Below are 20691 nucleotides of genomic sequence, written 5' to 3' on the forward strand. Positions count from 1 at the left end.
GACGTCCAGCCCCCCGGGGCCGGGGAAGGACAACGGCGGCCAATTTTCAATCACTGATTGAAAATTGCCGTGAGCTGTGTTGTCATGCCGTGCCATGGCCACTGACGCAACACGGGCGCGACTGCTGGACGAAGCCGAACGGCTCTTCCTCGAACGGGGCTACGAGCTGGTTTCGATGCGCGCGGTCAACGCCGCCGCAGGCATGAATCCCGCCGCCGTGCACTACCACTTCGGCTCCAAGGAGGACCTGGTCGTGGCCCTGTTGCAGAGCCGTCTCGGTCCGCTGTGGGCCGACCGTCTCGCCGTCCTGACGCGGCGCAGGGACGCCGGCTGGACCCCCGGCGCTGCCGAACTCGTCGACGTGGTCGTCCGCCCGCTGGCCGAACTGGCCGCCCGCCCCGAAGGGCGCATGCTGCTCCACCTGCTGGCCCGCACGGTGCTCCGCGACCGCGACCTGCCCTTCGACGACCCGTGGTTCCGGCACCAGCCCTATCGCGATCTGCTCTCCGCAGCCCGGCCGGACCTGCCGGCCCAACAGGTCGCCGACCGCTGGCGCCTCGCCTTCGATCTACTGCTGCAGCTGTACGGAGAGCCCGCAGCGAACGTCGCCGACCTCGGCGCGGCACAGCCCCCGCCGGTCACCACGGTGATCGCGTTCATCACCGCCGGCCTGGACGCCCCGTCAGCCGGCCCCGAACCTCACGAAGGGTGATCCCCATGACCAACCCCCTTCCCCACCGGACGCCGGACGTCCTCGCCCCGGCCGAGCTCGGCCCCCTCACCTTGCGCAACCGGATCATCAAGGCGGCCACCTTCGAGGGCTGCACCCCCGACGCCCTGGTCACCGACGAGTTGATCGAGTACCACCGTCGGCCGGCCGCCGGTGGCGTCGGCATGACGACGGTCGCCTACTGCGCCGTCGCGCCTGAGGGGCGTACGGAGCGTGGCCAGATCTGGATGCGGCCGGAAGCGATACCGGGACTGCGGAGGCTGACCGATGCGGTCCACGCCGAAGGCGCGGCCGTCTCCGCGCAGATCGGCCACGCCGGACCGGTCGCCGACGCCAAGTCCACCGGGCTGCCCGCGCTGGCGCCGGGCCGCCTGTTCAATCCGCTCAGCATGCGGATGACCAGGCCCGCGACCCCACACGACATTGACCGTGTGACCCGGGCCCACGCCGAAGCCGCGCGCATCGCCGTCGAGTCCGGCTTCGACGCCGTGGAGATCCATTTCGGCCACAACTACCTGGCCAGTTCCTTCCTCAGCCCCAAGATCAACCGGCGCAAGGACGAATACGGCGGCAGCCTCGACCACCGGGCCAGGGTGGCCCGGGGCATCGCACGGGCCGTACGCGACGAGGTCGGCGACCGGATCGCGATCACCGCCAAGCTCAACATGGAGGACGGCGTCCGCGGCGGCTTCGGTATCGAGGAGAGCATTCAGGTCGCCCGCCGCCTCCAGGACGACGGCTCTGTCGACGCGCTCCAGCTCACGGCGGGCAGCTCGCTGCTGAACCCGATGTACCTCTTCCGCGGCGACGCCCCGGTCAAGGAGTTCGCGGCGCAGTTCCCGCAGCCGCAGCGGCTGGGCATCCGCCTGGCCGGCAAACAGGTCCTGCGCGCCTACCCGTACCGGGAGGCGTACCTGCTGGAGTCGGCCCAGCGCTTCCGCGCCGCCCTCGACCTGCCGCTGATCCTGCTCGGCGGCATCACGCACCGGGAGACGATGGACCGGGCCATGGCCGAGGGCTTCCAGTTCGTCGCCATGGCCAGGGCCCTGCTGCGCGAACCTGACCTGATCGCCCGGATCACGGCCGCCCGCGACACCACGTCGCAGTGCACCCACTGCAACCTCTGCATGCCCACCATCTACACGGGCACGCACTGCCCGTTGGTGCCCTGACCGTCCGCGGTGTTCAGCGCCCCTTGACGGCATGCAGCAGTGTGGTGCGGAGCCACGGGCCGCCGTACCAGTACTCGGGGCCGAGTCCGCGCAGCGTGCCCTGGCCGATGTGCTCGGCGTACTTCCTGCTTCCTGCTTCCTGACCATGGGCCGGAAGTCGGCGACGATCAGCTGCCCACCGGGGCGCAGCACCCGTATGGCCTCGTCCACCGCGCGGTATCGCCCTTCGGGCGACGGGATGTTGTGGATCGCCATCGCCATCGCCATCGCACTCGTCACGACGTCGAAGGAGCCGTCGTCGAAGGGCAGGGCGGTCACGGCCGGACAGCAGGCCGAGAGCGACGCCCTGGGTATCTCGCGCAGCCCGTGGGACCCGGATCGCACACCGGGCGGTTCGTCGGGCGGAGCGGGCGCTGCCGTCGCCGCCGGGATGGCGCCCCTCGCCCATGCCGAGGACGGTGGCGGGTCGATCCGCATCCCCGCGTCGTGCAACGGCCTCGTGGGGCTCAAACCCACCCGCGGCCTGGTCACCAACGGGACCGTCGCGGTAGAAGGGCTCGGCACCAGCGGCATGCTCACCCGCACGGTGGCGGACACCGCGGCCGCCCTCGATGTGCTGGCACGCCACGATCCGGCCGCGTGGTGGTCACCCCCGACCCCGAGCAGCTCCTTCACCGCCGCGTTGGAGACGGAGTTGTCGGCCGGACTGCGCATCGGGGCGCTCACCGACTCTCCGATCGAGGGGACGGGCGTGCATCCGGCGTGTGCTGAAGCCGTCGCCGTCACGCTTCGGACCCTCGAATCGGCCGGTCACCATCTCGTCGACACACGGCTTCCGCTTCCCCCGGCCGACGAGTTGGTGTCGGCGTTCACCACCCTGTGGAACATCGGCGGCAGCGGGAACGAGTTCGCGGACCCCGACCGTATCGAGCCCCACAACCGTGCCCTGCGTGCAGCAGCACGATCGATCGACTCGTGGTCCTACGCAGAAGCGGTGCAGCACACCCAGCAGCTGTCGCGGCGCATCGTCGAAGCTTTCCTCGCGGGCTTCGACCTCCTGGTCACGCCCACGATGGCATGCCTCCCGCCGCACGCGGGCGCCTGGCGGGCAGGCGCCGAAGACGATCCCCTGATGGCACTGGTGAACAGCTACCCGATGGGGGTGTTCACGTCGGTGTTCAACGTGACGGGCCAACCGGCGATCTCCCTGCCCATCCACCACGACCGGGGCACCGGCCCGCCGGTCGGCGTCCAGATCGTCGCCGCACCCTGGCGGGAAGACCTCCTGCTCCAGGTGTCCCGCGCCCTCGAGGTCGCACGTCCCTGGGCCGGTCGGCGGCTGCCTGTCAGCTGAGTACGGAGGCACTTCTGCGCGGTGTTGGAGCGGCCGGACTCAGGGGCCGGATTCGGGGACCGGAGTCAGGGGCCGGACTCAGGGGCCGGACTCAGGGCCGGAACAGCGGCCCGGATCAGTGCCGGAACCAGCGGCCGACAGCCTCGGGCGCAGCCGGACGAAGCTGATCGCGGCGTGCACCACGAGGGCGGCCGGCAGGGCGAGGAGCAGGCTCCACGGCACAGTGCCGAGGGCGGCCAGGAGACAGCAGAGCGGAGCGAGCAGGAGGGTGGGAAAGGTTGAGGCCAGGGCGATGCGTAGACGGGTTCGACCGTTCATGACCGGACTCCTTCGGCACGTGATGCTTACGTGGTGAGGCTGCTTCGCTCGGTCAGGCCGGGCTGTCGCGGGCCAGGTCCAGGTAGTCGGCCAGCTCCCGCCATTCGCCGGCCACAGCGGATGACTCTCCGGACATCGCGGCCGGGTCGTCCTGCCAGGCAGCCCGTACACCGGCGGCGATACCGCTGTCGCCTCCGGTGAACAACGCGCTCAGCTCGTCCATGCGAGCGGCCAGCCGCCGGACTTTCTGATCGGTGGGAGGAGTTCCGGCTGTACGGAGCCGGTCGGCCCTGCGGTACAGCTCCGGCCATTCGATCTCCAGCAGGTAATGCACGGCGGGTCCCAGGGCCGCGGCCCGCGTTCCCAGTGCCTGGATCTGGCCGGCGTCCAGGTGCCGACGGAGGGCGTGCTCGCTCTCCGGGCCGGTCCCGCCGATCGCCCGCAACGCGTCGAGGAGCGTCGCGGCGGTCGGTTCCTGGTCGGCCGCCAGCTCGCCGGACAGCCGCAGGAGCCGCTGCCGCAGGGTGTCGAGTGCGGCGATGGAAGCCTCGACACCCGCCAAGTGGTCCCGGACCAACCGATTCGGGTCGATACCGGCACCGGCACCGGCGTCAAGACAGACCGCGATGGTCTCCAGACTGAGCCCCAGGCTGCGCAGCGCCAGCACTTGATAGAGACGGACGAGGTCGTCCTCGGTGTACTCCCGGTGCCCGCCCGCAGTCCGCCGGGAGGGACGGAGCAGACCGACGTCGTCCCAGTGGTGCAGCGTGCGCACGGTGAGCCCGCTGGCCTCGGCGAGCGGGCCCACTGTCCAGGATGAAGAAGCAGTCATAGGGCAACGATGCATCCTCACGTCGCGTGAGGATCAAGTGTCATGGCGGCGGCCGCCGGTCCTTCTCAAAAAGGTCCTCACTCCAGGTCACCCTGGTAGCGCCCAGGAGCTCGCGGTCGGCAAGAGACGTCGCGGCAGCGGGGGAGGTCAGCCACCTCCCCGCGGTGCGCCGCTGTCGACGGTTGATCACACCAGCCACATAGGGGCCAGGCGTGGCCCGGCCCCTGCAGAAAGGTGGGCAGTGGTGTGACGCGAATACGTTCGAGGCCCCCTTGATCACAGAGCTGTCGCGCCTAAGGGCGGACATAAGGCCGAGTCATGACCTCCATGTTGTGGCCGTCCGGGTCGTCGAAGTAGGCGCCGCGACCTCCGAACAGACGGTTGATCTGGCCGGGTTCGGTGTGACTGGGGTCGGCGTAGTAGGTGACCCCGACCGCTTCCAGACGGGTGATGACGGCGTCGAACTGCTCGTCAGGGATGAGGAAGGCATAGTGCTGCGACTGGATCGGCTCGTCCCTCTTCTCGTAGTAGTCGAGCGTCACGCCGTTGCCCAGGTCAACGGGGAGGAAGGGGCCAAACGGGGCGCCGACCTTCAAGCACAGGACTGCGGCGAGGAATTCGGCGGACAGGTGCCGGTCGCTCGCGTAGACGGCCGTGTGGTTCAGCTGGACGCCAGTCGCTGGCAGCTCGGATTCATGCGGGTACTGCTGGTCGTAGGACATCAGTGGGGTGTCTCCGGTCTTGGAATCCGCTGGAATGGGCGCCGCATGCGGGCACCGGTAGCTGAGACGCGGAGAAAGGGGGTGGGACTCTTGCCCGCCTTGTGCTCACGCCGAGGCCGGGAAACTCACTCGTGTGTGGCCCATGGCCGACCCGGCAGTCACCCGACCGACCTTAGTAACCATCACAGACGGGGGCAACAGCGTTCCTCCGGCCATGCCTGACTGAGGATCAAGCCGCTGTTTCAAGAGCACTGGCTCATGTGATGCCCAGGAGCCGGCCCAGGTCCCTCCGAGCACTTGGTCACGTACCTCACCGGGAGTGGTAACCCGTTCGACGGCGATCCCGGTGCGCTGCCACAGCCTCGTCCAACTCCTCCCAGGCGGTGCGGTAGTCGACGACGCTGCTCTCACCGCCCGCCGGCGCTTTGCCGAGGACGCTCATCTCACGGTGCAGGGAGGCAAGATCGTCAGCTCGCTCCGGGTACGGGCGGGTACCGAAGAGCACCGAACGATCCACCCCTGCGGCGTCCAGGTCGGCAGGGTGGCTGTCCAGCGGGATAGCGGGATATGGACATGGCCGGTGGGCATCAATGATCACGGGTCCGCTCCTTGACATCTGATGGACCACGGCGGACCGCGTGCAGGCGATCCGGCCTATCCGGTCGACGCTGCCAGGTACTGAGCCGCGTCGATCACGTGCTCCACCACCTCGGCCACGGGCTTGGAGGCATCGGTGATCGTCGCACCGCGACGCTCGTAGATCGCCCGCATCCGAGGATTCCACTTCAGGGCTGCTGCCAGCTCTTCGGGATGTCGACCGAAAGTATTGGTAGTACGGGTGGCGAGTCGGTAGCGGAGGGTGTCCTCGTCGATCACGAGGCAGATGATGAGGTCGAAAAGATCACGAACATCCGCCTCGTTCTCCGCCGACCCGCACAGGAACGCGACTCGGCAACGAGAATCCTCAACGAGGGCCTCAACCCGCTCGCGGATGATCGCCCACCCGTATCGATCGAGCCAGCCCTCCGGAACTGGACAGGGTGGATCCGTCACGACCTCGCCCGTGGCTCGGTCGATCCAGCAACTGAAGCCCTCATCGGCGTCGAACGCGGCGTAGCCAAGGGCTCGCAGCTTCTCGGAGACCGTCGACTTACCGGTCCCTGAGGTACCTGTCACCCACACCAATGACATGCCGCGAGTGTAGACACGGCCTCCCGGACCCAGCCACTTCATTCGACTCCCGTCCTAAGGGGGCGGTTCAGTCGTCGTCTGTCGGGCTGCGATTCCGGGCCACGCGATCTCGTAGTACTTGACGCGCTCGTCCTGCCCGATCAGCGTCATGCCGGCGGCAGTCATCACGCGGTGGGACGCGGCGTTCTCGTGGTCGGCGTCCCCCTTCACCCGGGTGAAGCCCCTTGTGAGGGCGGAGTTGAGCAACGCCCGGACCGCCTCGGACGCGTACCCCTTGCCCTGTGCGGTCGGCATCAGGCCGTACCCGATGGTGAGGCTGCCCTCTTCGTCGGGCGGGCCGTGGAAATCCACACCCCCGATCGCGTATGCGTCGTCGCGCCGCCGGATCTCGTACGCGCCCGGGTGCGCGGCCCCGCCCTCCGCCGCGCGGGCCGCGAGGAACCGCCGGGCCGCGGAGATGTCCCCTGCCGTGGGGTATCCGGGCACCCACCGGTCGCCGTCGCCCGGTCGGCCCGTCACCAGTCGTTCGGCTTCGGCGACGGTCAGCGGATGCAGTACGAGCCGCGCTGTCACAAGGTCCCCGGTGGAGGGGGACGCACCGCGGTGGCGGTCGAGTTCAGCGGCTGTCATCGGCCTTCATCGCCGTGCGGAAGGCGGCCCCGGCGGTGGGGGAGCGGTACGTCGCGCCGTACGCGGGGCGCTCGCTGTCCCGGACGGCCCGGCCGCCGTCGCGCGTCCCGGCCACCTTCCCGCACTCTTGCCTGTCCGTGGACGAGGAGAGCGAGGACGTTCTGAAGGGGGTCGCGATTCGCTTGTCGGTCATGGCAGTTGGCTTCCTCGGGGATGCTGTTCAGCCTCTTCCGCGTGAATCCTATGGTCTGCTCCGGAGCCGGAGCAGCGGAACGAAGAGCGTCGAAGTCCCGGTTCCCGGTACCGGAGCGGGCGGGCTGCCCTGTCCGGGTGAATGTGGCATCCGTCTTCAGGGAGATGTCTTCGCCGAGCGCATCAGTGGCCCGGCCCGCTTCCCTTCGGTCCCGGGCCGTGCGCGTGGGCCGAAGGGAAGTAAGGTGACCCTAACAATGGCTGGTCAGCGTCCCGCTGTGGCAGCCCTCTCACGGTACGGAGCACCCCTTGTCGTACGTCGCCTCCCCGCCCGCCTCATCGGCCGCCGGCCCCACCGCCCTGGATTCGCTCGCCGGAGCCGTGCCCGTGCGGTCGGGCGATGAGCTGCGCGGCATCCTCGGTGTGCCCCACCCCATCGTCATCGACAAGGTGCACGGCCGGCTCACTGCGGAAGACCTGGACCTGCTGGCGCGTTCGCCCCTCTGCGCCCTCTCCACCTGCGACGCGGCGGGGAACTGCGATGTCTCCCCCCGCGGTGACGCCGCCGGTTTCACCCACGTACTCGACGACCGCACCCTCGCCCTGCCCGACCGGCCGGGCAACCGTCGCGGCGACAGCTTCCACAACGTCCTGTCCAACCCGCATGTGGGCCTGCTCTATCTGATACCCGGCGTGATGGACGTCCTGCGCGTCAACGGCCGCGCCCAACTCCTCAGGGACGCACCGTTCTTCGACGCGATGACCGTGAAGGGGCGGCGGCCCGAACTGGCGCTGGTGGTCGAGATCGAGGAGATCTTCCGGCACTGCCCGGCATCGCTCCGCCGCTCGGGCGTCTGGTCGCCGGAGACCTGGGAGCGCGCCACCGGGACTGCCTCCGACTGACGCCCGCCCCTCTGCCTGACGCACTCTCCCCCCGCGCACCTCTACCCCCGCGCCCCCCGCACCACTACCCCCTCGCCGCCTTGCCCCCGTTCACCCCCCCCGCTACCCCTCACCCCTCGCCCGCCACAGCAGCCACCCGAAGTACGGGGCGCCGATCACCGCGGTGACGACCCCCACGGGGATCTGCGCGGGCGCGATCACCGTACGGCCGACCGTGTCCGCGACCACCACCAGCAGGGCGCCCATCAGCGCGGCCACCGGAAGCACCCGGGCGTGCCGCTGGCCCACCAGGGCGCGTGCCGCGTGCGGGGCCACGAGTCCGACGAAACCGATGACACCGACCGCGGCCACCGCCGCCGCGGTGAGCACCACGGACACCCCGAGCAGCGCCAGGCGCGTGCTGCCGAGCCGGATACCGAGCAGGCGCGGGGTGTCGCCGTCCAGGCCGATGATGTCGAGGTCGCGCCGCAGCACGGCGAGGACCGGCAGGCAGACGACGAGAGCGCCGAGCACCGGAAGGACCTCGGGGAACGTACGCCCGTACGTCGAGCCGGAGAGCCACACGAGCGCCTTGGTCCCGTTGTTCGGATCGGTCAGCACGATCAGCAGGCTGACCAGCGCCGCCGCCCCCGCGGACACCCCGATACCGATCAGCACCAGCCGGTTCTGCTCCAGGCCGTGCCGGGCCGCGAGGCCGAAGACCAGCGCGGTGGCGGCCGCAGCCCCGGCCAGCGCGGATCCGCTGATCAGCCAGAAGCTCGCGAGCGGCACGGCCGTCAGTGTGATGACGGCGCCCACCCCGGCCCCGCCGACCACGCCGAGGATGCCCGGTTCGGCGAGCGGATTGCGCGAGACCGCCTGCACCACCGTGCCCGCCGTGGCGAGCGCGGCCCCGGCGAGCAGCGCCGCGGCGATCCGCGGCACCCGGGTGTCGAGCACGAATGTGACGAGCCGTCCGGACCGGCCGGTGAGCCAGTTCCCCACGTCGCCGAGCAGCAGGGTGGTGTCGCCGATGAGGGTCGCCGCGACGACCGCGGCGACGAGAGCGACGGCCGTCACCGCGAGGGTCAGGACGAAGGCGCGGCGGCCGCGCAGCCGGGCGAAGGCCGCGTCGGGACGGGTGGAGCCGCCGCCGTCCCGGGACCGGTACGCCAGGAAGACGAGCACCACGGCGCCGAAGAAGCTGGTCACGATGCCGGTCGGTACGGCCGTGCCCGCCTGGGCCCCGAAGAGGGCGCGCAGCAGGACGTCAGCGCCGAGCACCACGAGTACGCCCGCCAGCGCCGACGCGGGGATGAACACCCGGTGGCGCAGGAGCGCCGGTACGCGGGCACCGATGAGCCGTACGATCGCGGGCGCGCACAGCCCGACGAAGCCGATGGGCCCGGCGACGGTGACCGAGACGGCGGAGAGGACCACGGCGAGGACGACCGCGACGGTCCTGGTCAGGCGGGGGTTGACGCCGACCACTTGGGCCTCGTCGTCACCGAGCCCCAGGATGTCGAGCCGTCTGCCGAGCGCGATCAGCCCGAGCAGCGCCACGAGTGCGACCGGGGCGAGCGGGCCGATGGTCTGCATACCGATCTGCGCGAGCGAGCCGTTGCCCCACGCGTAGAGGCCGCTGGTCTGCTGGGTGCGCAGCAGGAGCAGCATCTGGCTCAGACCGCTGAACCCGAGCGTGAGGGCCGAGCCCGCCAGGACGAGCCGGGTGGAGCCGGTCCCTGTCCGGGCGAGGCCCAGCACGATGGCCGCCGCGAGCAGCCCGCCGACCAGCGCCGTCCCGCCGGCGGGGAAGGCGGGCAGGGCGACGCCGAACGCGGCGACGGCGACGACCGCCAGATACGCGCCCGCGTTCACGGCGAGCGTGTCGGGCGAGGCCAGGACGTTGCGCGACACGGACTGCAGTACGGCTCCGGCGGCCCCCAGGGTGCAGCCGACGACCAGCCCTGCGGCGAGCCGCGGCAGCCGGGAGGCCACCAGCACGGCGTCCGCCCGGCCCGTACTGTCGTGGCCGGTCCACAGGGTGGTGACGGCGCGCCAGAGGGCGTCGGGCCCGACGGCCGCCGTGCCCTGACCGATGTGCACGACCGCCAGGGCGAGCAGCACGAGGAGCGCCCCGAGTGCGAGAAGGACGAGAGTGCCCCGGTGCGCGGGCCGTCGGCCGGCCCCGGGGGTTGACGGCTCCGGCACCGGGGCGCTCGACGGCGTAGGTACGGTCTCCGCCGGGCGAGTGGTCACGTTCACTTGGTCAGCGCGTGCACGACGGCGTCGACGTACTGCGTCATCGACGCCGTACCGCCGAACATCCAGATGCCGTCCGGGAGGCGGTGGACATCGCCCTTCTTGACGAAGGGCAGCGACTTCCACACCGCGTTGTCCTTGAGCCCGTCCGCGAACGGGTCAGCGCCGTCAGTGGTGTTGGTGATGTAGAGGAACTGGGCGGCGCCGATCCTGGTGAGACCCTCCACGTCCGTCGCCGCCAGGCCGTAGCCCTTGTCGCCCTTCATGGTCCACGGGCTGACCAGGCCGAGTTCGGTGTTGATGTCGGTGAGCAGCGAGCCCTTCACATAGGGGCGCACCGAGACCTGGCTGCCTTCCTTCCACCCGTCGGCGAAGGCGACCTTCTCGCCCTTGAGCCCGGCGGCGGCGAGTTCCTTGCGGCCTGCGGCGATCTTGCCACGGAAGGCGGCGAGTTCTGTCCTGGCCCTGTCCTCGGTCCCGGTGGCCTTGGCGATGAGGTTGACGTTGTCGGTCAACTGGTCGATCTGGCGGCTCGCGTCCGCCGCCCGTACCACGATGAGGGGTGCCACCTTGGAGAGCTGCTTGATGGCCGAGTCCGACAGGTCGTTCGTCGCGACGATCAGGTCGGGCTTGAGGGCGGCGACGGTGTCCACGCTGGGCTCGCCGCGGGTGCCTATGTCTTTGACGCCGCTGGGCAGCGGCGCGGCGGTGTCGTACGCCTTGTATCCCTTCACATCGGCGGCGCCGACCGGGGCGACACCCAGCGAGACGAGTGATTCGACGACGTCCCATTCGGTGCCGACGACGCGCTTGGCCGGTCCGTCGAGCGTCACCTTTTTACCGCGTGAGTCGGTGAGCGTCAGTTTGGCGGCGGACGCGGACTCCTTCTTGGGCGCCTCGGATGTGCCGCAGCCGACGAGGGAGATCGCGGCGGCCCCGACGAGCAGGGGCCATGCCCAGCGCTTGGTTGTCATGGGCTTGGCCGCCAGGGGCTCGGTCGCCAGGGGTTCAGTCGCCAGGGGCTCGGCCGTTGTGGGCTTGGTCGTCATGAGGGGGTCAGGGCCTTTCGGGGCGAAGGTGGTGTCTTCCCACCGCGCGGGTGCGGGGGATACCGGTGGCGGGGTCGGGTTCGACCTCGATACGGATGCCGTAGGTGTCGGTGAGCAACTCGGCGTCGTACACCTGGGCCGGGGTCCCGGCCGCGGCGACGCGGCCCGAGGAGAGCAGGACGACCTGGTCCGCCACGGCGGCTGCCTGGTCCAGGTCGTGCAGGACGACGCCGATGGTCACGCCGTGCGTGTCGGCGAGTTCCCGGACGAGGTCGAGGATCTCCACCTGGTAGCGCAGGTCGAGATAGGTGGTCGGTTCGTCGAGGAGCAGTACTTCGGTGTCCTGCGCCAGGCAGCAGGCGAACCAGACGCGTTGGAGCTGTCCTCCGGAGAGGCTCTCGACGCCCCGGTCGGCCAGTTCGGTGGTGTTGGTGACGGCCAGGGCGTGTTCGACGAGCCGCGCGCCGTCCGGGTCGCTTCCCCGTAGCCGGCTGCGGTACGGATGCCGCCCGAAGCCGACCACTTCGCGGACGCTGAGACCGGCCGGGGTGGTACGGCTCTGGGCGAGCAGCGTGATGCGCCGGGCGAAGTCCGTACGGGAGAGGGCGAGCGCGTCGATGCCGGTCTCGCTGTCGTTGCCCAGGGTCACCTGGCCGGCGCGGGCCCGGTGCAGGCGGGCGACGGCCCTCAACAGGGTCGACTTTCCACTGCCGTTCGGGCCGATGAGCGCGGTGACCCGGCCGCGCGGCAGGCGGAGGTCCGCTCCGTGTACGACATCGGCGCCGTCGTAGGCGACCGTGATGCCGGTGGCGGCGAGGCCGGACGGAGTGCGGGTGCCTTCGGCGCGCTCGATGCGCTCGTCGCCCTCGGCGTTCTCAGCGTTCTCAGCGTTTTCGGCGGAGGCGCCGGGGCCATCTGCCGTGGCGCGGCGAGGCCGTTGGGCGTCTTCTCGGTCGGGTGCAGTCGCGATCACCCGGTGAAGGTTAGCCTAACCTAAGTGATGGTCGATAGTCAGCCCCCGCTTCGAGGCGATGGCCGGAAACGCACCCGGCGGGAAGGCCGCCTCGGCCTCCCGCCAGGTGCCGCCGCGCCCCCGGCCGACCGGGCTCGGAGCGCGGCTCAGAGCGCGGGCTCCGCGTTCGGCCGGGGCGCCGGGGTGGTGGTGGGCGGTGCGGTCGGCAGATCGCGGGAGCGGCGGATCGGAGAGAACCAGAGGAGCGAAGCGGCGAGCGGGATCCCGGCGATGGTGATCCACAGGGCGGTACGCGTCCCGAGCCCCTCGCCGAGCGCGCCGCCGATGACCGCTCCGAGCGGGATGGTGCCGTAGTTGAGGAACGCGGCCGATGCGGAGATCCGGCCGAGCATCTCCTTGGGGCAGTACTGCTGGCGGAAGGTCGAGGCGAGGATGTTTCCCGCGATCACCCCGAAGGACACCGAGGTGTAGCCGATCACGAAGAGCACCAGGCCGAACCCGGCCGTGGTCAGGGGGATCAGGAGCGCGAGCGAGGGCACCGCCAGCTGGAAGAAGATCAGGGCGCGGGCGCTGCCGATCCGGGCGGCCACCCGACGGGCCGCGAAGGCGCCGATGATGCCGCCGATGCCGCCTCCGGTCATCAGCGCGCCGATGACCCCCGACGAGAGATGGACCTCGCGGACCAGGAAGACCACGAGGATCGACTGATACGCCATCAGCGCCAGATTGGACGCGCCGCCCGCGACGGCCATGGCGCGCAGATACGGGTCGCCGAAGGTCAGCCGCAGGCCCGTACGGATCTCCCGGCCGAGCGCTCCGCGCGAACGCGCCGTCACCGGGCCGCGCTGCTCGCGGTGGGTGATGCGCAGGACGCAGAGGAAGGACACCGCGAACGTCGCCGCGTTCACGAACAGACCGTTGGCCGCGCCGAGCGCCTGTACCAGGAAGCCGCCCGAACCGTTTCCGGCGAGCTGGGCCGCCGACTCGCTGCCGTGCAGCTTGGAGTTGCCCTCGGCCTGGTCCTCGGGGGCGACGAGGTGCGGGAGCAGCGCGGTGTACGCGGTCTGGAAGAAGACGGACGCCGTGCCGGCCAGTACCGCTGTGACCAGCAGATAGCCGATCGAGAGCAGCCCCAGCCAGGCGGCGACCGGTATCCCGGCGAAGAGCAGCAGTGCGGCGGCGTCGGCGGTGAGCATCACCGGGCGGCGCGGCAGCCGGTCCACCCAGGCACCCGCGGGCAGTCCGATGAGCAGCCAGGGCAGCCAGCTCGCGGCGGTGAGCAGGCCCACCTGGAGGGTGGAGGCGTGCAGCAGGGTGACCGCGAGCAGAGGCAGGGCGACGGAGGTGACCGACGCTCCGTACTTCCCGGTGGTCGAGCCCGTCCAGAGGAGGCGGAAGTCGCGGTTGCGCAGCAGGAGGCTGCGAGGGGTGGAGCGCGCTGGCGTACCCGAAGTCGGCATGCGTATGAAGATAGCTTGCAGAGAACTCTCTGCAAAGGGGTTTGCAGAGAGTTCTCTGCAATGCGAAGAAACGCTTACGGCCTCGCTTACGGCCTCAACTCCTGCCCTCGTGGCGGGCGAAGGACTGGATCTGCACGCTGACCGGCAGTGATCCCGGCGCGTCCGCCTCGCCCTCCGCCGGGTAGTACTTGTCGATCACGGCCATCAGCTCGTCGTTCAGCTCCCGCAGCCGCGCGGGAGTCAGCCGCAGATCGTCCCAGTTGGCGATGGTGCCCGCGCTCTCCCACTCGGCGGGCCACTGCTGCGCGGCATACGCGGACGCCCGCTGGAAGTAGAGCTGGATGAGCTCCTGGACGTACGCGTCCACGGCGACCCGCGCCGAGGGGTCCTCCTTGCTCAACTGCGCGGTGTGCAGCACCTGCCGGTCCTCCACCGCCCGCCACCAGCGCTCCCGCTTGGTGCCCCGCTCCACGTCCTCCTCGATGAACCGGTGCTCGGCGAGCTGCCGCAGATGCCAGCTCACGGTGCCGGTGCTCTCGCCGAACTCCCCGGCCAGCGTGGTGGACGTCGCGGGTCCGTCGCGGCGCAGCGACTCCATGATGCGCACCCGCAGCGGGTGCGCGAGGGCGCGCAGACTTCGGGCGTCGATGGTCCGTACGGGCTTGTGGCTGGCCATACCGGCAGCGTAACCGGACCGGCGCGCGGCCCTGCCGGGCGCCGGGGGCCGCCGGAACCACCACCGGCCCTCCCGCCCCGCCCAAGTCGGCGGGCCCCCTCGGCGAGCCCCTCGATGGTCCCGCCGCTGATGGCCCGGCGGGTTTCGCTCAGCGGGTCCTGAGTCCGCTCAGCAGCAGGTTTCGTACGGCGGCGAAGTCGTCCTCGATGCCGGGGCGGCTCCACTCCGTCGCGTACGCCGGGTCGTGGAAGCGGCCCGTGGCTTGGAACACCGCGCGGGCCGTCGTCGTGAAGTCGGTTGTGGGCGGGGTGAATTCGCCCTGGTCGCAGCCGTCCTCGATGATCCGGGCGAGCTGTGCGGTCAGTGCCTCGATATGGCTGTCGACGACTCCGCTGTTCTCCTCGGCCAGCACGTCGAAGGTCGCGAACAGCTCGGGGTCGCCGCCCGCCTTGTGACGCTTCGCCGAGAAGAGGGCGGCGAGCCAGTCATCGAGACGGGCGGTCGCGGAGCCGGCCCGGTCGTCGGCGAACCGGGCCAGCTCGGTCTCCGACCGGTCCAGCCAGCGCTGGGTGACGGCCTCGCGCAGCGCCGCCTTGGTGCGGAAGTGGCGGTAGACGCTGCCGTGGCTCACCCCGAGCACCCGTGCCACGTCGACCACCGTGGCCTTGGCCGGCCCGTACCGGCGCAGTACGTCCTCGGTCGCCTCAAGAATGCGCTCGGGTGTCAGGGCTTCGGGCGTCATCGCGTCTGCGCTGCCTTTCGGTGCCGCGCTGCCTTTCGGAGGACGCGCTGCCTTGCGGGAGGGTGGAGCGCCCCCGACGGTACCGGGGAGTCAGCGCTCGCTGTCCAGGTGGGCCATCTGGGCGGCCGCGTAGCGCTCGCCCGCTGCGGATCCTGCCGGGACGGCCTCCTCGATGGCCGCGATGTCGGCGGCGTCCAGCGTGACATCGAGGGAGCCGACGGCCTCGGTCAGCCGGTCGCGGGTGCGGGCGCCGATCAGCGGGACGATGTCGTCGCCCTGCGCCGACACCCAGGCGATCGCGGTCTGTGCGACGGTGGCGCCCTTCTGGGCGGCGACCTTCCGCAGCGCGTCGGTCAGTTCGAGGTTGTGCCGGAGGTTGTCGCCCTGGAAGCGGGGGCTCATGCTCCGGAAGTCGCCGGGGCCCAGCTCCTGGTCCCGGGTGAAGTGTCCGCCGAGCAGACCGCGGGAGAGCACCCCGTACGCGGTGATACCGATGCCCAGCTCGCGGGTGGTGGGCAGGATCTTCGACTCGATGCCCCGGGAGATCAGCGAGTACTCGATCTGGAGGTCCGTGACCGGTGCGGTGGCGGCGGCCCTGCGGATGGTCTCGGCGCCCACTTCGGAGAGGCCCACATACCGCACATGGCCCGCTTCGATCAGTTCGGCGATGGCGCCGACGGTCTCCTCGATCGGTACGTCCGGGTCGACGCGGGCGATCCGGTAGATGTCGATGTGGTCGACGCCGAGCCGCTGGAGTGAGTACGCGGCGAAGTTCCTGACCGCGTCCGGGCGGCCGTCGTAGCCGGTGAAGGCTCCCTCGGGGGTCCGCAGCGCGCCGAACTTGACGCTGGTGAGGGCCTGTTCGCGGCGGGCGGCGGGAGCGGTGCGCAGGGCTTCGCCGATCAGCAGCTCGTTGTGGCCCATGCCGTAGAAGTCGCCGGTGTCGAGCAGGGTGACCCCGGCGTCGAGGGCCGCGTGGATGGTCGCGATCGACTCGGCGCGGTCGGGGGTCCCGTACACCGGCGACATCCCCATGCAGCCGAGGCCGAGGGTGGAGGTCAGCGGTCCTGTGGTGCCCAGGGTGCGGGTGGGGACGGGAGTGGCGGCCATGAGGGCTCCTTCGCCGGAAACGGAGGCTGACGGAAGTCGGTGTACGGCGACTATGGCATGACGAATGACAGATTTCAACATCTGTCATTCGTTGCGTCTCTCGTCCCGGCGGTGCGGCCTAGGTGGGTGAGCCCGAGCTGAACCGGCGTACCAGCGGCGACAGTACGAGGACGGACTTGGTGCGTTCGACGAACGGCTCGCCCGCGATGCGCTCCAGCACCCGCTCGAAATGGCGTACGTCCTCGGCGTAGATCTGGATGACCGCGTCCGCGTCGCCGGTGACGGTCGACGCGGACGCCACCTCCGGATACCGCGCCATGCCGCGGCGGATGTCGTCGGGTGAGGTGTTGTGGCGGCAGTGGATCTCGACGAACGCCTCGGTCTCCCAGCCCAGCGCGGCGGGATCCACCCGCACCGTGAAGCCGGTGATGGCGCCGGATGCGAGGAGCCGGTCGACTCTGCGTTTGACGGCGGGCGCGGACAGGCCGACCCGGGTGCCGATATCGGCGTAGGAGCGGCGGGCGTCCTCGGCGAGGGCGTGGACGATGCGTTCGTCGAGATCGTTCAGTCGCAAGGCGGGTGGATCACACTTCTTCTCGGGCGGTCACTTCTCGGGCGGTCGCTTGGCGGGCGGTCACTTCTCTGGCGGTCGCTTCGCGGTCAGTTCGCCGCGGTCGCTTCCCCCGCGGTCACTTCTCCGCGGGCGAGGCTTCGCGGGCGAGCTGGGAGCGGCGCATGCCGTAGCCGAAGTACAGCACGAGCCCGGCGGCCATCCAGATACCGAACCACACCCATGTCTGCGGGCCGAGGCTGGTCATCATCCACAGACACAGTGCGAAGCCGATGGCAGGAGTCACCGGCGAGAACGCCACCCGGAAGTTCCGCGGCATGTCCGGCCGGGTCCGGCGGAGCACGATGACCGCCACATTGACCAGGGCGAACGCGAAGAGCGTGCCGATGCTGGTGGCGTTGGCCAGCTCGCCCAGCGGGACGACCGCCGCGAGGACTCCGCAGAACAGCGAGACGATCAGCGTGTTGGCGACCGGGGCGCCGGTCCGCGGGCCGACCTTGGCGAACACCTTGGGCACCAGCCCGTCGCGGGCCATCGAGAACAGGATGCGGGTCTGCCCGTAGAGCACCGTCAGCACCACACTGGCGATGGCGATGACCGCCCCGGCTGCGAGCAGTACGGCCCAGAAGCTCTGGCCGGTGACGTCCCGCATGATCTGGGCGAGGGCGGCGTCCGCGTTGTGGAAGTCCTGCCACGGCATCGCGCCGACGGCGATCAGGGCCACCAGGCAGTAGAGGGCGGTGACGATCAGCAGCGACAGCATGATCGCGCGCGGCATGTCGCGCTTGGGGTTGCTGGCCTCCTCGCCGGCGGTGGAGGCCGCGTCGAAGCCGATGTACGAGAAGAAGAGGCTGGCGCCCGCCGCGCTCACGCCGGTCATCCCGAGCGGCATGAACGGCTTGTAGTTGCCCGCCTTGATGCCCGAGGCCGCCACCGCGCAGAACAGGATCAGCGAGGCGATCTTGACGACCACCATGATCGTGTTGGCGCGGGCGCTCTCCTTGGCCCCGCCCAGCAGGAAGGCCATCGCCAGCAGGACGACGAGCAGCGCGGGGATGTTGACGATGCCGCCGTCGCCGGGCGGCGCGGACAGCGCGGTGGGGATCGTGACCCCGATCGTGCCGTCCAGGAACTCGTTGAGGTACTGGCCCCAGCCGACGGCCACCGCCGCCACGGACACGCCGTACTCCAGCATCAGGCACCAGCCGCAGATCCAGGCGATGAATTCGCCCATCGTGGCGTAGGTGTACGAGTACGAGGAGCCGGCGACCGGAATGGTGCCCGCCAGTTCCGCGTACGACAGGGCGGAGAAGAGGGCGGTGAGCCCGGCGATCACGAAGGAGATGACGACGGCGGGCCCGGCCTTGGGGACCGCCTCGCCGAGCACCACGAAAATGCCGGTGCCCAGCGTGGCCCCGATGCTGATCATGGTCAGCTGCCACAGGCCCAGCGAACGCCTGAGCCGGCCGCCCTCGCCCTGCCCGCCCTCGGCGATCAGCCGCTCGACGGGCTTGCGGCGCATCAGCCGGGCGCCGATACCGGGACCGATGCCGACACCCCCGTCACTGCCCTTGCGACCGCCCCCGCCACCGCCGGACCCGGGACCGCCGCCCGGGCTTGTCCGGTCCCGGGTGTTCGGCGCTGCGTCAGGTCGTGCCACGGTGAGGCTCCTTCATCGCTGCCTGTTCCGGTGGCGGGGACCCGCGCGGACGGCACCGTTCCGCGGGTGCGCGTCCCGGCGCACAGCAGGAGGGGACCGCCGAGCCTGGGGTCTCCACCGCTCCACGTACAGGGCAGAACACTACGAGGCGCGCGTAGTGGCCCGTAATGCAGGTTCCTTGTCCATCTGCGGCGATTCATTGCGCGCATCCACGGGGAACGGTTGATCGTGTACGCGTCGGCCACGCCTCGCCGCCGTGTCGCATACGCGTCGGCCGGAGCCCGGCGCGCCCCGAAAACCCGCTGCACCTCCAGCGGCGCGCCCGGTACTCTGACCGGCATGGCAAAGAGTCGCAACAACCTTCTTGGCGTGGGCGGGCAGCGCAAGAAGATGCCCCGCTCCGGAGCGCAGAGTTCGGCCGCCGCAGGCGCCGAGGACCGCAGGTCGGCAGCGGACCAGAAGCAGGAGCTGCTGCAGAAGATGCGTGAGCGGGCGGCGGGGACCGAAGCCGCCGGAACCCCCGACGCCGAGGGCTGACACCCGACGGACGGACCAGAGCAAGAGCGCGACCCGGCAGAGCAAGAGCGCAGTCCGGCACAGCAACCGCGCGCAAGCCGCGCGCATCGCACGCAGCACGGTGGGCCCGGAGCCGTCTCCCTCACGAGACGGTTCCGGGCCCACCGCCATGTCGCCCCCCGGGGACCCGCCTACCGCACCGTGCGAGGCAGCCGCAGGCTGAGCAGCGCCGTCACGGCGACCGCGGCCAGCTGCAGCAGCAGGGTCACCGCCAGCGCCTCCCGCATCCCCAGGGACGTGGTCAGCGACAGGAAGAGCGTGCCCAGTGTGGCCACCCCCAGCGCGAGCGACGCCTGCTGCGTCGTCGTCATCACGCCGCCGCCGACCCCGGCCCGCTCCGCCGGTACGTCGGAGAGCACGATCCGGAACAGCACCGGCAGCTGGAGCCCCTGGCCGAACCCGGCCAGCGCGGTACCGGGCGCGAGGGCCGCGATGCCCAGTCCGGACCAGCCCCACCACACGGTCGCCGCGAGCACCGCGACACCCACGGCCTGGATCACCCCGCCCGCCGTCACGACCCGGCTCGCGTACCGGCCGACCAGCCGGGGCCCGGCCAGGGACGCGGTGAAGAACGCCGCAGCCATCGGTACGAGCGCGAGCCCCGCCGTCACCGGGCCCATCCGCAGCCCCTGCTGGAGAGCGACCGCGATGACGAACATGAATCCGCCGAAACCGATCGAGAACGGCACCACAAGCGTGAGCCCGCGCCGCAGCGATTCGAGCCGCAGCAGGCTCGGCGGCACCAGCGGCACCTCGCCCCTGCGGTCGGCCGCCCGCTCCGTGAGGTAGAAGGCCGCCGCGGCGAAGGGGAAGACCGCCAGCGAGACCCAGGTCCACAGCGGCCACCCGGCGGCCCGCCCCTCGGTCAGCGGCGCGAGGAGCGTCACCAGCGAGAGGGCGAGCAGCAGGGTGCCGGGTATGTCGACCGGAGCGGGCTTCTCCGACCGGGTCTCCGGTACGGAGCGGACCGCAAGCACCAGACCCAGCAGCGCCACCGGCACATTGACCAGGAAGATCGACCGCCAGCCGGTGCCCGCCACATCGGCCGCGACCAGGACCCCGCCGAGTATCTGCCCGGCGACCATGGAGAGCCCGGCCGTCGCCCCGTAGAGCCCCATCGCCTTCGCCCGCCGCGGCCCCGCCGTGGTGGCCTGGATGGTGGCGAGCACCTGCGGGAGCATCAGCGCCGACGAAGCGCCCTGCGCCACCCGCGCGCCGACCAGCGTCCAGGCGTCGGGCGAGAGACCGCAGGCCAGCGAGGTGAGGCCGAAAGCGGCCATGCCGAGCAGGAAGAGCCTGCGCCGCCCGGCCATGTCCCCGAGCCGCCCGCCGAGTACGAGCAGCACCGCGTAGGCGACGCCGTACCCCGCGACGACCAGCTCCAGCATCGCGGGGCCCGCGGCCAGGTCGTGGTCGATGGTGGGCAGGGCGACGTTGACGATGAAGAAGTCGATCAGCGGCAGGGCGGCCCCCAGCAGCACCGTGAACAGCCCCAGCGTGCCGAGCACCGGGGTGGGGTGGTCGTGCCGGTGGACCGTACCGGGGAGGGCGGACGGAGTCCGTACCGTCGTAGCCGTCATGGCCGTCGT

At 70.9% G+C, this 20691-nt stretch carries 22 protein-coding genes and 1 pseudogene; 5 read left to right on the plus strand and 18 right to left on the minus strand.

Features of this window, described 5'->3' with window-relative positions; all coding sequences use genetic code 11:
* The first annotated feature begins 94 nt into the window (after positions 1 to 94).
* Both OG510_RS26250 and OG510_RS26255 read left to right on the plus strand, forming a co-directional pair.
* Positions 95 to 712, plus strand: a complete 618-nt coding sequence (locus OG510_RS26250; RefSeq protein ID WP_406140008.1) for a TetR/AcrR family transcriptional regulator — start codon at positions 95 to 97, stop codon at positions 710 to 712.
* Between the two features lie 5 nt (positions 713 to 717).
* Positions 718 to 1902, plus strand: a complete 1185-nt coding sequence (locus tag OG510_RS26255; RefSeq protein ID WP_406140009.1) for an NADH:flavin oxidoreductase — start codon at positions 718 to 720, stop codon at positions 1900 to 1902.
* Between the two features lie 213 nt (positions 1903 to 2115).
* Here OG510_RS26255 and OG510_RS26260 read toward each other — a convergent pair.
* Positions 2116 to 2181: pseudogene (locus OG510_RS26260) on the minus strand (hypothetical protein); the annotation flags it as partial.
* Between OG510_RS26260 and OG510_RS26265 the strand changes: the two are divergent.
* The gene (locus OG510_RS26265) at positions 2168 to 3256 is read left to right on the plus strand and encodes an amidase (RefSeq protein WP_406142561.1); all 1089 of its coding nucleotides are present in this window, start codon (positions 2168 to 2170) and stop codon (positions 3254 to 3256) included. The pseudogene OG510_RS26260 and the gene OG510_RS26265 sit on opposite strands and share 14 nt — an antisense overlap.
* Before the next feature lie 78 nt (positions 3257 to 3334).
* On the opposite strand, the gene OG510_RS26270 is transcribed toward OG510_RS26265, so the two are convergent.
* The 7 genes from OG510_RS26270 to OG510_RS26300 form a co-directional block, all read right to left on the minus strand.
* Positions 3335 to 3574, minus strand: a complete 240-nt coding sequence (locus tag OG510_RS26270) for a hypothetical protein (RefSeq protein WP_406140010.1) — start codon at positions 3572 to 3574, stop codon at positions 3335 to 3337.
* A 52-nt stretch (positions 3575 to 3626) separates the two neighbouring features.
* Positions 3627 to 4406, minus strand: coding sequence for a MerR family transcriptional regulator (locus OG510_RS26275; RefSeq protein WP_406140012.1), 780 nt, complete (start codon positions 4404 to 4406; stop codon positions 3627 to 3629).
* A gap of 293 nt (positions 4407 to 4699) precedes the next feature.
* The gene (locus OG510_RS26280; protein ID WP_406140013.1) at positions 4700 to 5128 is read right to left on the minus strand and encodes a VOC family protein; all 429 of its coding nucleotides are present in this window, start codon (positions 5126 to 5128) and stop codon (positions 4700 to 4702) included.
* A gap of 310 nt (positions 5129 to 5438) precedes the next feature.
* Complete coding sequence (locus OG510_RS26285) at positions 5439 to 5726, minus strand: hypothetical protein (RefSeq protein WP_406140014.1); 288 nt, start codon at positions 5724 to 5726, stop codon at positions 5439 to 5441.
* 56 nt (positions 5727 to 5782) lie between these two features.
* Complete coding sequence (locus OG510_RS26290) at positions 5783 to 6319, minus strand: AAA family ATPase (protein WP_406140016.1); 537 nt, start codon at positions 6317 to 6319, stop codon at positions 5783 to 5785.
* 54 nt (positions 6320 to 6373) lie between these two features.
* Positions 6374 to 6949, minus strand: a complete 576-nt coding sequence (locus tag OG510_RS26295; RefSeq protein WP_406140018.1) for a GNAT family N-acetyltransferase — start codon at positions 6947 to 6949, stop codon at positions 6374 to 6376.
* Positions 6936 to 7142 carry a DUF397 domain-containing protein gene (locus OG510_RS26300; RefSeq protein ID WP_406140019.1) on the minus strand — a complete coding sequence of 69 codons (207 nt, stop codon included), beginning with the start codon at positions 7140 to 7142 and terminating at the stop codon, positions 6936 to 6938. Before OG510_RS26300 ends, OG510_RS26295 begins: the two co-directional genes overlap by 14 nt.
* Positions 7143 to 7450: 308 nt before the next feature.
* Here OG510_RS26300 and OG510_RS26305 point away from each other — a divergent pair, with 308 nt between their 5' ends.
* The gene (locus tag OG510_RS26305; protein ID WP_406140020.1) at positions 7451 to 8044 is read left to right on the plus strand and encodes an MSMEG_1061 family FMN-dependent PPOX-type flavoprotein; all 594 of its coding nucleotides are present in this window, start codon (positions 7451 to 7453) and stop codon (positions 8042 to 8044) included.
* 102 nt (positions 8045 to 8146) lie between these two features.
* On the opposite strand, the gene OG510_RS26310 is transcribed toward OG510_RS26305, so the two are convergent.
* From OG510_RS26310 to OG510_RS26350, 9 genes are all read right to left on the minus strand, one after another.
* Complete coding sequence (locus tag OG510_RS26310; protein ID WP_406140022.1) at positions 8147 to 10288, minus strand: iron ABC transporter permease; 2142 nt, start codon at positions 10286 to 10288, stop codon at positions 8147 to 8149.
* Complete coding sequence (locus OG510_RS26315) at positions 10285 to 11259, minus strand: ABC transporter substrate-binding protein (RefSeq protein WP_406142563.1); 975 nt, start codon at positions 11257 to 11259, stop codon at positions 10285 to 10287. The genes OG510_RS26310 and OG510_RS26315 overlap by 4 nt, the downstream gene beginning before the upstream one ends.
* A gap of 82 nt (positions 11260 to 11341) precedes the next feature.
* Positions 11342 to 12136, minus strand: a complete 795-nt coding sequence (locus OG510_RS26320; protein WP_406142565.1) for an ABC transporter ATP-binding protein — start codon at positions 12134 to 12136, stop codon at positions 11342 to 11344.
* Positions 12137 to 12453: 317 nt separating this feature from the next.
* Positions 12454 to 13767 carry an MFS transporter gene (locus OG510_RS26325; RefSeq protein ID WP_406140023.1) on the minus strand — a complete coding sequence of 438 codons (1314 nt, stop codon included), beginning with the start codon at positions 13765 to 13767 and terminating at the stop codon, positions 12454 to 12456.
* Between the two features lie 94 nt (positions 13768 to 13861).
* Complete coding sequence (locus OG510_RS26330; protein ID WP_406140025.1) at positions 13862 to 14443, minus strand: helix-turn-helix domain-containing protein; 582 nt, start codon at positions 14441 to 14443, stop codon at positions 13862 to 13864.
* Positions 14444 to 14591: 148 nt separating this feature from the next.
* Positions 14592 to 15185 carry a TetR/AcrR family transcriptional regulator gene (locus OG510_RS26335; protein ID WP_406140027.1) on the minus strand — a complete coding sequence of 198 codons (594 nt, stop codon included), beginning with the start codon at positions 15183 to 15185 and terminating at the stop codon, positions 14592 to 14594.
* A 90-nt stretch (positions 15186 to 15275) separates the two neighbouring features.
* Positions 15276 to 16295: an aldo/keto reductase gene (locus OG510_RS26340; protein WP_406140029.1), complete on the minus strand. Its 1020-nt coding sequence runs from the start codon at positions 16293 to 16295 to the stop codon at positions 15276 to 15278.
* A 118-nt stretch (positions 16296 to 16413) separates the two neighbouring features.
* A complete protein-coding gene (locus OG510_RS26345; protein ID WP_164258679.1) occupies positions 16414 to 16869 on the minus strand; it encodes an Lrp/AsnC family transcriptional regulator in 456 nt (151 codons plus the stop codon).
* A 115-nt stretch (positions 16870 to 16984) separates the two neighbouring features.
* Complete coding sequence (locus OG510_RS26350; protein WP_406142566.1) at positions 16985 to 18415, minus strand: amino acid permease; 1431 nt, start codon at positions 18413 to 18415, stop codon at positions 16985 to 16987.
* A gap of 450 nt (positions 18416 to 18865) precedes the next feature.
* Between OG510_RS26350 and OG510_RS26355 the strand changes: the two genes are divergently transcribed.
* Positions 18866 to 19063, plus strand: a complete 198-nt coding sequence (locus OG510_RS26355) for a DUF6243 family protein (RefSeq protein ID WP_164258681.1) — start codon at positions 18866 to 18868, stop codon at positions 19061 to 19063.
* Positions 19064 to 19233: 170 nt separating this feature from the next.
* Here OG510_RS26355 and OG510_RS26360 read toward each other — a convergent pair whose 3' ends face one another.
* Positions 19234 to 20682, minus strand: a complete 1449-nt coding sequence (locus OG510_RS26360; protein ID WP_406140032.1) for an MFS transporter — start codon at positions 20680 to 20682, stop codon at positions 19234 to 19236.
* Positions 20683 to 20691 lie beyond the last annotated feature (9 nt).

Source organism: Streptomyces sp. NBC_01089 (assembly GCF_045162975.1).
GTDB lineage: Bacteria > Actinomycetota > Actinomycetes > Streptomycetales > Streptomycetaceae > Streptomyces.

Bases quoted from the DNA above. Each gene is read 5' to 3' on its own strand.
- OG510_RS26250 (WP_406140008.1), top strand. From the start codon at position 95: ATGGCCACTGACGCAACACGGGCGCGACTGCTGGACGAAGCCGAACGG.
- OG510_RS26255 (WP_406140009.1), top strand. From the start codon at position 718: ATGACCAACCCCCTTCCCCACCGGACGCCGGACGTCCTCGCCCCGGCC.
- OG510_RS26270 (WP_406140010.1), bottom strand. From the start codon at position 3,574: ATGAACGGTCGAACCCGTCTACGCATCGCCCTGGCCTCAACCTTTCCC.
- OG510_RS26275 (WP_406140012.1), bottom strand. From the start codon at position 4,406: ATGACTGCTTCTTCATCCTGGACAGTGGGCCCGCTCGCCGAGGCCAGC.
- OG510_RS26280 (WP_406140013.1), bottom strand. From the start codon at position 5,128: ATGTCCTACGACCAGCAGTACCCGCATGAATCCGAGCTGCCAGCGACT.
- OG510_RS26290 (WP_406140016.1), bottom strand. From the start codon at position 6,319: ATGTCATTGGTGTGGGTGACAGGTACCTCAGGGACCGGTAAGTCGACG.
- OG510_RS26295 (WP_406140018.1), bottom strand. From the start codon at position 6,949: ATGACAGCCGCTGAACTCGACCGCCACCGCGGTGCGTCCCCCTCCACC.
- OG510_RS26300 (WP_406140019.1), bottom strand. From the start codon at position 7,142: ATGACCGACAAGCGAATCGCGACCCCCTTCAGAACGTCCTCGCTCTCC.
- OG510_RS26315 (WP_406142563.1), bottom strand. From the start codon at position 11,259: ATGACAACCAAGCGCTGGGCATGGCCCCTGCTCGTCGGGGCCGCCGCG.
- OG510_RS26325 (WP_406140023.1), bottom strand. From the start codon at position 13,767: ATGCCGACTTCGGGTACGCCAGCGCGCTCCACCCCTCGCAGCCTCCTG.
- OG510_RS26330 (WP_406140025.1), bottom strand. From the start codon at position 14,443: ATGGCCAGCCACAAGCCCGTACGGACCATCGACGCCCGAAGTCTGCGC.
- OG510_RS26335 (WP_406140027.1), bottom strand. From the start codon at position 15,185: ATGACGCCCGAAGCCCTGACACCCGAGCGCATTCTTGAGGCGACCGAG.
- OG510_RS26340 (WP_406140029.1), bottom strand. From the start codon at position 16,295: ATGGCCGCCACTCCCGTCCCCACCCGCACCCTGGGCACCACAGGACCG.
- OG510_RS26355 (WP_164258681.1), top strand. From the start codon at position 18,866: ATGGCAAAGAGTCGCAACAACCTTCTTGGCGTGGGCGGGCAGCGCAAG.
- OG510_RS26360 (WP_406140032.1), bottom strand. From the start codon at position 20,682: ATGACGGCTACGACGGTACGGACTCCGTCCGCCCTCCCCGGTACGGTC.